11 protein-coding genes are annotated in these 12,260 nt (G+C 44.6%); 4 read left to right on the forward strand and 7 right to left on the reverse strand.

The window, feature by feature from the left end; all coding sequences use genetic code 11:
- Window positions 1-2 precede the first annotated feature (2 nt).
- Both KI659_RS13605 and KI659_RS13610 read right to left on the reverse strand, forming a co-directional pair.
- Entirely contained in the window at window positions 3-1,589 is a 1,587-nt protein-coding gene (locus KI659_RS13605; RefSeq protein WP_213945914.1) for an NAD(P)/FAD-dependent oxidoreductase, read from the reverse strand.
- Window positions 1,590-1,708: 119 nt separating this feature from the next.
- Complete coding sequence (locus KI659_RS13610) at window positions 1,709-2,674, reverse strand: tryptophan 2,3-dioxygenase family protein (RefSeq protein ID WP_213945915.1); 966 nt, start codon at window positions 2,672-2,674, stop codon at window positions 1,709-1,711.
- 134 nt (window positions 2,675-2,808) lie between these two features.
- Between KI659_RS13610 and KI659_RS13615 the strand changes: the two genes are divergently transcribed.
- A complete protein-coding gene (locus tag KI659_RS13615) occupies window positions 2,809-4,017 on the forward strand; it encodes an acyl-CoA dehydrogenase family protein (protein WP_213945916.1) in 1,209 nt (402 codons plus the stop codon).
- A 13-nt stretch (window positions 4,018-4,030) separates the two neighbouring features.
- Here the strand turns inward: KI659_RS13615 and KI659_RS13620 are convergent, their stop codons facing one another.
- The 3 genes from KI659_RS13620 to KI659_RS13630 form a co-directional block, all read right to left on the reverse strand.
- Window positions 4,031-4,939 (reverse strand): diacylglycerol/lipid kinase family protein, encoded by a 909-nt coding sequence (locus tag KI659_RS13620; RefSeq protein WP_213945917.1) that lies wholly within the window; start codon window positions 4,937-4,939, stop codon window positions 4,031-4,033.
- A complete protein-coding gene (locus KI659_RS13625; RefSeq protein WP_213945918.1) occupies window positions 4,936-5,973 on the reverse strand; it encodes a phosphatase domain-containing protein in 1,038 nt (345 codons plus the stop codon). Before KI659_RS13625 ends, KI659_RS13620 begins: the two co-directional genes overlap by 4 nt.
- Window positions 5,974-6,044: 71 nt before the next feature.
- Window positions 6,045-7,142 carry a DUF1573 domain-containing protein gene (locus KI659_RS13630; RefSeq protein WP_213945919.1) on the reverse strand — a complete coding sequence of 366 codons (1,098 nt, stop codon included), beginning with the start codon at window positions 7,140-7,142 and terminating at the stop codon, window positions 6,045-6,047.
- A gap of 71 nt (window positions 7,143-7,213) precedes the next feature.
- On the opposite strand from KI659_RS13630, the gene trpS reads away from it, so the two are divergent.
- Window positions 7,214-8,185 carry a tryptophan--tRNA ligase gene (gene trpS, locus KI659_RS13635; protein ID WP_213945920.1) on the forward strand — a complete coding sequence of 324 codons (972 nt, stop codon included), beginning with the start codon at window positions 7,214-7,216 and terminating at the stop codon, window positions 8,183-8,185.
- Window positions 8,186-8,240: 55 nt separating this feature from the next.
- Here the strand turns inward: trpS and KI659_RS13640 are convergent, their stop codons facing one another.
- A complete protein-coding gene (locus KI659_RS13640; RefSeq protein WP_213945921.1) occupies window positions 8,241-8,663 on the reverse strand; it encodes a hypothetical protein in 423 nt (140 codons plus the stop codon).
- 194 nt (window positions 8,664-8,857) lie between these two features.
- Between KI659_RS13640 and hppD the strand changes: the two genes are divergently transcribed.
- Window positions 8,858-9,952, forward strand: coding sequence for a 4-hydroxyphenylpyruvate dioxygenase (gene hppD / locus KI659_RS13645; RefSeq protein ID WP_213945922.1), 1,095 nt, complete (start codon window positions 8,858-8,860; stop codon window positions 9,950-9,952).
- A gap of 137 nt (window positions 9,953-10,089) precedes the next feature.
- Entirely contained in the window at window positions 10,090-11,817 is a 1,728-nt protein-coding gene (locus KI659_RS13650; protein WP_213945923.1) for a phospho-sugar mutase, read from the forward strand.
- Between the two features lie 42 nt (window positions 11,818-11,859).
- Here KI659_RS13650 and KI659_RS13655 read toward each other — a convergent pair whose 3' ends face one another.
- Entirely contained in the window at window positions 11,860-12,078 is a 219-nt protein-coding gene (locus KI659_RS13655; protein WP_213945924.1) for a hypothetical protein, read from the reverse strand.
- Between the last annotated feature and the right edge of the window lie 182 nt (window positions 12,079-12,260).

Below are 12,260 nucleotides of genomic sequence, written 5' to 3' on the forward strand. Positions count from 1 at the left end.
CATTATTTAGTGCGGTGGTATTGTTCGATGAGCTTTTCTGCACATCTTTCCCCATCCATAGCAGCTGAAACTATGCCACCTGCATATCCTGCGCCTTCTCCACAGGGATAAAGTCTTTTTAATTGGGGATGCTCAAAAGTATCCTTGTCCCGCGGAACCCTCACAGGGGATGAGGTACGGCTTTCCACACCGATTATTTGGGCCTCATTGGTCAGATAACCCCTCATTTTTTTCCCAAATGCCAGAAAAGCATCCTTCAACCTGCTCGCCACAAAATCTGGCAAGACTTCGTGCATATTCACAGAAGCCAAGCCCGGCTGATAGGAAGTGCTCAGCAGGGAGTTGCTGACTTTTCCATTGACAAAATCCTGCATGCGTTGGGCAGGTGCCACTTGTGTTTTGCCGCCATAAACCCAGGCATTTCTTTCCACTTCTGCCTGAAACTCCATGGCTGCCAAAGGCCCGTATTTTTGATATTGAGGCAGGTCCTCCAGCTCCACAGCCACGACCATACCGGAATTGGCAAACTTGCTATCTCTCCGGCTGGGGCTCATCCCGTTTACCACCAATTCCTCCTGTGCGGTGGCGGCAGGCACGATAAATCCACCCGGACACATGCAAAAGGAAAATACCCCCCGCTGCTTACCTTTAAACATAGTCTGCTCCACTAAGCTGTAGGAAGAAGCTGGCAGGTATGGCCCGCGGTCAATCTCGCAATGATATTGGATTTGGTCGATTAGATTTTGGGAATGTTCTATCCTGACTCCCAAAGCAAAAGGTTTCGCTTCGATCAGGACTTTATGTTCATGCAATAGGTGAAATATATCCCGCGCAGAGTGGCCTGTTGCCAGAACTACTCCCATACCGGTTATTTTTTCGCCATCCTGAGTCACGACACCCTTGAGTTCATTTCCCTCAATAACAAGGTCGGTGACTTTGGTATCGAAAAGTACCTGCCCCCCAGCATTGCGGATGGTTTCTCTCCATTCCTCTACTAGCTTGGGTAGCTTGTTGGTCCCGATATGCGGATGGGCGTCTACCAGAATCTCTTCGGTGGCCCCATGGGCAACCATAATTTCGAGAATTCTTCTGATGTCTCCTCTTTTCTTGGAGCGGGTATAAAGCTTACCATCGGAATAGGTTCCTGCGCCCCCTTCGCCAAAGCAATAATTGGATTCGGGGTTTACCTTATGCTCTTTGTTGATGGCGGCAAGGTCTCGGCGCCTGGCCCTTACATCCTTGCCCCTTTCAATCACAACGGGTTTAACCCCCAACTCAATAGCCCGCAAAGCGGCAAAAAGTCCCGCCGGACCAGCACCAACGATGATCATTTGCTGGGCATTGCTGACATTGGGATAATCAAAAGTGTTGGTCAGGCGTGATGGAGGTGTTTCTTTGACAAACACCTCAGCCTGTATATTCACCTTGACCTGGCGCCGGCTTCTCGCATCAATGGAGCGCTTCAAAACGCGGACATCCGCGCTTTTTTCCTGCGGTGAAACCCCTGCCTGCCTGAGCAGGATATCACGCAAAACCTGCTCCTGAAACGCCTCTTCCGGCTTCAGTACTAATTTCAGTTCTTTTCTCATATCAGTAAGGTATTTATCCTTAAAAATTTTCAATTCTAATCTTAAGGCAAATAGGCCTTGGTGCAACTTCTTTTAAAACTTTGTGCCCATTGTGCCCATTTCCTTTTGCACTTTCCTTCCTAAAGCTCTTCTTTTCCGAAAACCTCTTTCACAACCCAGCCTTTCCCCCACTCAGCTATCTCCTCCTCAGTCCAAAGTTCGGGATAGAAAATTACCTTTTGGAAACGCGGTGGCAAATACTTTTGCCAATTGGTACCGCCTGTCGCCGCAATGTCAACCGGATCGCGTTGCAAATAGCGCACGGCCGACTTGTAGTGCGAAAGCGGCCAATACACGTTGGCTTTCAGGTCAAAGGTCTTCATCAGCCCCTTCAGCTCCTCATCCTTGTCTTCACAAAGCAGATACTGCTGCCAAAGATTGCTGTGCTTATATTTATCGATCAGTTCCTTGATCTCCTTGCCATATTTTTGCTCAAAGGACTTTAGGGTCAACGTTTTTTCTCCCGTCGCAAGTTCAGTTGCCCCAAACTGCCAGTAAAGCTTATCAAACAGCTCCTGGGTTTGGCTTTCGGGGCTTAGCTCTTTTCTGAATTTCATGGCAGCCAGGGTGTGCGTATCAGTGGCCAGCAACTCGATAAATCTATACTGGGCACTTTGGAAACCACTGGATGGCAGAAGCGACATCCTGAATTTGAGGAATTGCTCTTTCTCCATCCCCTTCCACATCACTGCAAAAGATGAAATCAAATGGTCAAAATACATGATTACCCGCTCCAATCTTTGCTTGAAAAATTCAGCTTTGATATTTTTCTCTTCCGAGAGTTGCTCCATTTCCCAAAGGCATAATTTAAAGTACAGTTCGGTAATCTGGTGGTAGATGATGAAAATCTTCTCATCCTTGAAAGAGGTCTTTGGCTGCTGAAGCGTCAAAAGGGTATCAAGATTGATGTAGTCCCAGTAGGTTAAGTAATCCGCATAGAGTAGGCCCTCCAAATAAGAGGACAAATCCTGTCCGGAAGCCTTGAATTTCTGCTCTAAAAGCTCAATCTTTTGGGTAATGTCATTGTTGGGTTTATGCTTTTCCATAAGGAATAATTTCTGCAGGCAAGGTAGCTTTTTAAGAAAGTTCTTGCTTACTTGAGTTAATCTTAAAGCTGAGCATTTGATCAGCATTCGAAATGTAAAATTCTATTTTAAAAACCAATTAAGCAAAATTAATTATGGAGGCAGCCGAGGCAAAACACAAATCTCAAAAGCAGGACGCATTCGAGGGGGTGGATTTTTACAACTTGGACGATCTATTGACCGAGGAGCACAAGCTGATCCGGAATTCCATCCGGGACTTTGTCAAAAAGGAAATTTATCCGAATATAGAAAACTGGTGTCAGGACGCTTACTTCCCCTATGACATTGTGAAGAAATTTGGTGATGTGGGTGCCTTTGGACCTCAAATACCAGAAAACTACGGGGGCGGAGGATTGGACTATATTTCCTATGGCCTCATCATGCAGGAAATCGAGCGAGGCGACTCGGGCATGAGGTCCACCGCCTCTGTCCAGGGTTCATTGGTGATGTATCCCATCTATAAGTTTGGCTCCGAGGATCAGCGCAACAAATACCTGCCCAAACTGGCTTCCGGTGAAATGCTGGGCTGCTTTGGCCTTACCGAACCTGACCACGGGTCCAACCCAAGCGGTATGGTGACCAACTTCAAGGACATGGGCGACCACTACTTGCTCAATGGAGCGAAAATGTGGATCTCCAACTCTCCAAAGGCTGACATTGCGGTGGTTTGGGCCAAAAATGAGGAAGGCAGAATCCATGGCTTAATCGTAGAAAGAGGTATGGAAGGCTTCACCACTCCAGAAACCCACAACAAGTGGTCACTCCGCGCTTCCTGCACGGGTGAATTGGTTTTCCACGATGTGAAAGTTCCAAAGGAGAACCTGCTTCCTGGCAAATCCGGGCTTGGTGCACCCCTTATGTGCTTGGATTCCGCCCGCTACGGGATAGCCTGGGGAGCAATTGGCGCTGCTATGGACTGCTATGACTCCGCTAGAAGGTATTCGCTCGAAAGGCAGCAGTTTGGCAAGCCAATCGGAGGCTTCCAGCTGATCCAAAAGAAACTTGCCGAGATGCTGACGGAAATCACCAAAGCACAACTCCTCACCCACCGACTGGGCCAATTAATGAACGAGGGAAAGGCAACTACCTCCCAAATCTCCATGGCCAAGCGAAATAATGTCAACATGGCCTTGGAAATAGCGCGTGAAGCACGTCAGATTCATGGCGGCATGGGCATTACCGGAGAGTATCCGATTATGCGCCACATGATGAATTTGGAGTCTGTGATTACTTATGAAGGAACACACGATATTCACCTTCTGATATTAGGAAATGAAATCACCGGGATTCCGGCATTCAAATAAAGTAAAAAGGGAGCTACTCGCTCCCTTTTTTGATTTCCGATGGATTTATGATCACTTTCAGCCGGTTTTTCATGATCCCAATTTTTGCCTTTCTCACATCCCGCTCGACGTCTCCGTCAATTTGAAAAGTTGCCCCATCCGGGTTCTGGATGGTGGCCTCGGTACACTTCCAGGTTTTCACAAAATCGCAGCTTTTCAGCTCGCCTCTCATCAGGTGGTAAAAAAAATTTACAATTTCATCGATACCGTCTGGATTAAATGCCAAGATTTCAAACATTCCATCGTCAATCCTGCCAGCGGGGTTGATAATAGCTCCAGTCCCATATTGATTCCCATTGGCTATTAACAGCATTCTCGCCATCACTTGGATTTCCTTTCCATTTATCTGAAGATTAAATTGGTATGGCTTATTTTCAAACAGCTCTGATAACGCACCTTTTAAATAGGTGATCATTCCCCTACCCTCAATCTGCTCATATTTTGCCACCAAGCCCGCGTTGAATCCAAAATCACTGAGATGGAGACAGATGTTATCGTTGATGGTTAGGATATCCATTTCCGTGGAATCATTGGCAGCCATGGCCTCTAGGGCTTCCTCCAATTCTGACATGCCCAAGCAGGTGGCCAAGCCATTTGCTGATCCCAAAGGAAGAATGCCAAGTGGATAGCTATAATTATCTTTTATAAAAACCTCCACAATTCTCCGTACCGTACCATCTCCCCCTGCCACAATGACCAAATCCCATTGGAATAAATCCAGACTTTTTTTGATGCTCTCAGGTGATTTGTTTTCACCTTTGAGAATGTGGCTGTGCAAATTTTCCAATGCAGGAAAGGTGAGGTTAATCCTGGATAATAAAAACTCTTCCGCCACCTGGGTTCTTCCAGCAGTGGGGTTAAAAAAAAGCAAGATTTTCTTCATATTGTATTGGGCTTGATAAAGCCATTTTCAAGTGCATGGTCAATTGCTTCATGGGTGTTTTTGACGTAAGCAATCACCACCTTATTTTTAAATCTGTCGAGCAATCCCCGGCGTTCATCGTCCATGGGTTTGATGATCCGAATATACACGGCGATGACTTTGTCGGGAAACTCTTCGATGGCTTCAGCGTAAAGTTCCGGATCATGCTGCCCACTATCCCCTACAAGGATAAACTTCATGCTCCGATAAAGTTTAAAAAGTAGGATGATTTTATCTTTCTTGTGCTGATGGCTTCCCCCTCCCGATTTCCAGATGTTTCTGATGTTGACGTGCAGATCCTGCAACAAAAGAGGGCCTCTGGGTATATGTCGGTATTCCAAAAAGTCTTTGATCAATTCATTTAAATTCCAATCACTGCTAGAGACATAGAAAACCGGGTTTTCCTCATGGTTGGTAAGCCCTTTGTAAAACTTGCTAATACCGGGAAAGGGCCTACGGGTGTAGGCATTTTTGGAAATGGACAGCCATAATTTTTCGCCAAGCTGTGTAGCTTTTGACACCAAAATGGTGTCATCGATGTCCGATATGATGCCCAAAGGGTGATCGGATGAATAGCGGCTTACTGGAAATAGCACCTCTTTCTGCTGGTAGGAAAGGTCTCCATTCTCAATAAAGGTAAAGCTTACGAGTTCTTGCTTGGCGGTTTTTGGAGTTTTAAACTTCCCTTCCAAAATCCCCTCTTCATCACTCACCATTACAATTTCCTTATCCCCCAGTCGAGCAGCAACCTCCACATCGGAAACACTGCTACCGGAATACCTTCTCACAGCGGCCAGCATATTTTTTGGCGCTGACTTCCGCTCCGAGGGTACGCTTTGCTTGTAGGATTCTACCACCCGTGCTTTTATATAGACTTTCCTTTCATTGCCAAACGCATACAGAGGTTCAATTTGGATCATGTCCAACTTTCCCACGGCTCTTTTGAGCTTTGAAAACCCATAGCGAAAAGGTAATGTCAAAAGCCTAGCTATCATATGTTTTAGAAAACTGGTAGAACTAAACTTAGAGCAAAAAGAAAGCCTCAAAAAACTTTGAGGCTTAAAACTTATTTGATGCTGCTTTTTATCAGAATTGTTCTGGTGGGGCTAAGCGGGTCGTTACTGAAAATTGTAATGGTTTTATGGTCCAGCCCCTGTCTGCCCCGAGGGTCAAAGGTAAACCTCAGTTGCTCTTTGTCACCAGGCGCGATATCATAATTTCTAAGCTCCACTTGCAAACATTCACAATTGGAAACCACCTTGCGGATGTTGACAGGCTGCCCGCCCATGCTGCTCAAGGTCACGGCATTGCTAACCGGTCTGTTACTGGAAACATTACTCAGATTCACATTCACGTCGGATATTCCCAGCTTAGGCTGATCGTTTACCTCAGACTTTTTTACCGGAGGAAAATACTCATGCACTGTAGTCAAAAGGCGGACTTCCATTTCGGTAGTCCCCCTGTCTTCAATGAAAAACTGTATCCTCTCATCGAAAAAGCCCAGATCCCCCTTTTGTTCCCCATCATAGGTGATTTCCAAAATCCCTCTGGATTTGGCTGGCACAATTGTCGGGCTCATTTTCAGCTTGATATGGTCTGGCAGTACGGTTTTGGAATCGTTGAGCGTCACAGACATATCCTTGAAGTTAAAAAAGTCCACGTATTTGGTCTTGGGCTCATTATTAATTACATCCCCAACATTTACACTGGTAAATTTGAACCCCATATCGCCCACCCGGTGCGAATAATGCACATCCACATTTTCGGGGTAAGGCAGGTTATAACCTTCCAGAAAAAGTGTATCCCCGTCGGAATCAATGTTGGTTTTGACGATTACCATCTTACTGAACTGCCCTCCCCTATTGGTAGGGTCGTATGCCACCTTGATCTCACCGATTTTGTCTTGGTACAGGGTATCAGTAGTGTAGGAGGCCACTGTACAGCCGCAGTCGGTTTCTACATTTTGAATAAAAACTGGAAAATCAGCTCTATTCACAAAATAGAAATCGCTGGTGACCATCCCCGATTCTTCCATCACCATGCCGAGGTCTACCCGTTGTTTTTCCCAAATAATTGGCCGGTCAGCAATCGACTGAGCAGCAAGACCATGGGCAAATCCCAAATAGAAAATCACACCTAAAAGACTGAATACTGAATTTCTCATAATGGCAAATAACGGTAAAAAAACAGGGATTTGTGTGCACATTTCTTTAATTTGCGCCAAAAATTTTATCGATGGCGAGAGTATTAACAGGAATTCAAAGTTCAGGTAGGCCCCACTTGGGCAATTTGTTAGGAGCAATCGAACCTGCGATTGCCTTGACGAAAAAAAACAACAACGAATCTTTCATTTTTATTGCCGATTTTCATTCTTTGACCACTATCAAAGATGCTTCCACCCGAAGGGAAAACGTGCAGGCTGTGGCTGCTGCCTGGCTTGCTTTTGGGCTGGACATCAACAAAAGTGTATTCTACCGACAGTCCAGAATACCAGAGGTAGCCGAATTGACTTGGTATCTCAGCTGCTACACCCCTTTTCCAATGCTTGCCAATGCGCACAGTTTTAAGGACAAAGCGGACCGTTTATCTGATGTTAACGCGGGGCTTTTCACATACCCAGTGTTGATGGCTGCTGATATTTTGCTTTATCAAGCGGATATCGTCCCTGTCGGGAAAGACCAACTGCAACATTTGGAAATGACCCGTGATATCGCCAGTTCATTTAACCACAAGCTGGGAGAGGACTTCTTCACCCTTCCGGAGGCCCGAGTAAACGAAGAGGTGATGATCATTCCGGGTACCGATGGACAAAAGATGAGCAAATCATACAACAACTATATCGACATCTTCCTACCGGAAAAGCAGCTTAAGAAAAATATCAACAGCATAGTCACCGACAGTACCCCATTGGAAGACCCCAAGGACCCGGACGCCTGCAATGTGTTTAAACTATTTAAACTTATAGGTACAGCTGAGGAAACCCAGGTGCTTAGAGAAAAATACGAAGCGGGTAATTTCGGATATGGCCATGCCAAGAAAGAATTTATGGGCTTAATTCTGGACAAATACGCGGAGCAACGCAAGGAATTTGATTTCTATATGAGCCACTTGGAAGAGCTGGATTTGAAACTTTCAGAAGGTGAGGCCAAGGCTAGGGAAATTGCCAGTGAGCTGATGAGAGACATTCGGTTCAAGTTAGGCTTTTAAATAAAAAGGCGCGACGGGGAAATCCAGTTGCGCCTTTTTAATTGTTTTACTTCATTTATCTTGATCTCCAGAGGTCTTTTAAAGAGACCCCGTTGATTTGCATCACAAATCTCGTTGGATTGGGTACAAGGATAATTCTCACATCCTGTCCGTCAAATTGCTCAGATTCCACCGGCACACCTTCCATGCCTTTTACCTCATAGCTCACTACACCTCTTGCATCGGGAAGCATCGGGGTGTATTTGTTTGCCAAATAGGCGGAAGGCAATAAGACATCATTGTCTGGACAAAGCTTGTCATATATATTTTCCAACTGCGTTTCCAGATATGGTCCAAATTCCTCATTTAGATCATCTTCCAAATCGTGAAGCTCTTCTTCAATATCATCATAGTCCGGATCGGCATAGGTTTTCTTGCTCAGTGAGATTCTCTTTTCCACAATCGCCGTCAAATCCCTGTCGAGTTTGTCTAAATCCATAAATAAAGGTTTGTAGTTTTCAATGTAAATATGAAGGTAAAGAATAAGGAAAAAGTTTCCAAAAAGGGCTGAATTTAAAGTTTTCCCCTCATTTGGGCATAGTTCAACTATTGCGGGAATGTATTGCCGAAATTGGCTAGAAAATTTTATCTTTGTCTACACCAAAAATGAATATAAACCCAAAACTATAGATTATGCAAGAAGATTTTCTGCCTATAAACGGCACAGATCACGTTGAAATGTATGTGGGGAATGCAAAGCAGTCTTCACTTTTTTATCAGTACGCATTCGGTTTTGAGCAAATCGCTTATGCCGGGCCCGAAACCGGAGTAAAGGATCGCGCCTCGTATGTTCTTAAGCAGGGGAAAATCAGATTGGTGCTCACTACCCCTCTACAGCAGGATCACCCCATCGCCGACCATATCAAAAAACATGGTGATGGCGTGAAGGTTTTGGCCCTATGGGTGGATGATGCTGAAAAAGCCTATCAGGAAACCACTTCCAGAGGCGCTGAATCCTATGAGGCCCCAAAGGTGCTTTCTGACGAAAACGGCGAGGTGAAGGTAGCATCCATCAGAACATACGGAGAGACAATCCACACCTTTGTGGAAAGAAGTAAATACAATGGTCCTTTCCTTCCAGGTTTCATTGAAAAGAAAAGCTTGTACAAATCCACTCCGGTAGGTTTCAAGTTCATAGACCACTGCGTAGGTAATGTCGGATGGGGCGAAATGAACAAATGGGTAGAGTTTTATGAAAAAGTAATGGGCTTCAATTTGCTGGTTACTTTTGATGACAAGGATATTTCCACAGAATATACCGCCTTGATGTCCAAGGTTGTTTCCAACGGAAACGGCTACATCAAGTTCCCAATCAACGAACCTGCAGAAGGAAAGAAAAAAAGCCAAATCGAGGAGTACTTGGACTTCTACAATGGCGCGGGCGTTCAGCACATGGCTATTGCTACTGACAATATTATCGAGACCGTGACTGAGTTGAGAAATCGCGGTGTGGAGTTTTTGGAAGTGCCTGGCACGTATTATGATGACTTGCTAGACCGAGTTGGGGCGATCGAAGAGGACCTGGAGCCGTTGAAGAAGCTGAACATATTGGTGGATAGAGACAATGAGGGCTACCTGTTGCAGATTTTCACCAAGCCGGTTCAAGACAGACCTACCCTGTTTTTTGAAATCATCCAGAGAAAAGGTGCAAAATCCTTTGGAAAAGGCAATTTCAAAGCTCTTTTTGAAGCAATCGAAAGGGAGCAGGCGCTTAGGGGCAATCTGTAAGCTAAGATAAACAAATTAAACAAGTCCCAAGTTTTTAAAGCACCGAACAATCAAAAATGGTTTTTGGTCTTAGACTTGGGGCTTTTTTATTCCTTTAGCAAAACGTATTTTATTTATATATAACTTTTTATCAGAAAATGACAGATACACTTATCACCCAAAAAGCTGAAAAATGGCTTAAAAGTAACATTGATGAGGCAAGCAGGTTGGAAATCACCCGAATGATGGCCGCAGAAGACCAGTCTGAGCTGGTGGATTGTTTTTACAAAGACCTAGAATTCGGTACCGGCGGCCTTCGTGGAGTTATGGGCGTGGGCTCAAACCGGATGAACGTATATACCGTAGGCATGGCCACACAAGGCTTGGCCAATTACTTATTGGCATCCTTTCCAGGCCAGGAGATTAAAGTGGCTATCACCCATGACAACCGCATCAACAACACGCTTTTTGCCGAAACTACGGCCAATGTTTTAACCGCCAACGGCATCCATGTTCTTTACTTTAGGGAATTGAGACCAACCCCCATGTTGTCTTTTGCAATCAGGCATTTTGGCTGTAAAAGCGGTGTGATGGTTACCGCCTCACACAATCCAAAGGAATACAATGGATACAAGGCTTATTGGGAGGATGGTGCACAGATAGTGGCCCCTCACGATAAAAGTATTATCATGGAGGTCCAGAAGATCGACTCTTTTGACAAGGTAAAATGGGAGAAAAATGAATCCCTCATCACCTATATCGAGGAGGACTTTGACTTGATCTACTTGAATGAAGTGAAAAAACTAAGCCTTTCGCCGGAGGCTATTCTTACCCAAAAAGACATGCCCATTGTTTTTTCCCCAATCCACGGGGCAAGTGGCAAAATGGTGCCGGCTGCCTTGAAGGTATTTGGCTTCGAAAACGTTCATGTGGTAAAAGAACAGGCTGAGCCCGACGGAAATTTCCCTACGGTGGTATATCCTAACCCAGAGGAGCCAGAGGCTTTGGACATGGCCCTCCAATTGGGCGGAAATGTGAACGCAGCTTTGGTTTTGGCTTGTGACCCTGACGGGGACAGATATGCTGCGGCCATATTGAATGAAACGGGTGCCTATGAATTGCTGAATGGCAACCAGGCTGGCGTAATCCTCACAGAGTATTTACTCTCTAAAATGCAGGAGCAAGGCAGATTGACCGGGGAACACTTTATGGTGAGTACCATCGTGACCACCGACCTGATCCACGAAATTGCCAAAGCTTACCGCACTAAATATTATAGCACCCTTACCGGCTTTAAAAACATTGCGATGGTGATCCGGGAAAAAGAAGGTAAAGAAATCTACATTGCCGGCGGGGAAGAAAGTTTTGGATTTTTGATCGGGGATTTTGTGAGAGACAAAGATGGCGTGTCTGCATGCGCTTTGACTGCTGAAGCAGTTGCCTATTATAGATCCAAGGGTAAAAGCCTTATTGATGTACTCGCTGACATCTACATGAAGCATGGTTTCTACAAAGAGGCCCTCATATCCGTGACTAAAAAAGGAAAAGACGGTGCAGAGCAGATCCAACAACTGATGCATGGCTTCAGAACAGCCCGACCAACCCACATTAATGGAATCAAAGTAGTAAAAATTGTGGATGTTCAGGAAAGCATTGAATACGATGTAGTGAACAATGCTGAAACACCATTATTGCTTGACAAGTCTAATGTGCTGCAATTCTACTTAGAGGATGGCAGTAAGATTTCGGCTAGACCTTCGGGCACAGAGCCAAAAATAAAATATTACATTTCTGTACATGAACGGCTTCCAAATCGCGAAGCCTACAGGAAAGTAGAAGAGTCCTTGAATAGAAAAATTGAAGCGCTAAAAACTTTCTTTGAGTAAAGAAAAAAGCCTTGCAATGATTTTGCAAGGCTTTTTTTATTTTTAACCCCTATTCACAGACTCTTGACCTTTCACCTGTCGGTGGGTCAACCAAGTAAAAACAAATCCCAATTGTGGTATGAGGAACAATAAAATTGCTGGCGTCAGATTTTCGGCAGCAAGGCCAAATTCAATCTCCAGGGTTCTTCCTGCCATCAACATAATGATGGTAGCAAATAAAGCAAATATATTAGCAGCGATTAATTTATTTCGATTAGACATGGCAGTTTGCGGTATAAGGTTATACAATTAATTAAAACAATCTTTCCATAAGAAAGCAAACACTCTTCCAAAAATTATAATTAATAATTTTTTAATTACAAAAAATGGTTAAAGCATCCAATTTTGTTTATAAACGACCGTGAGGTGTAAAATAAAAAGCATTTCCTTTTCAAAGGAAATGC

Origin of the sequence: Litoribacter ruber (assembly GCF_018449405.1) — a bacterium.
GTDB lineage: Bacteria > Bacteroidota > Bacteroidia > Cytophagales > Cyclobacteriaceae > Litoribacter > Litoribacter ruber.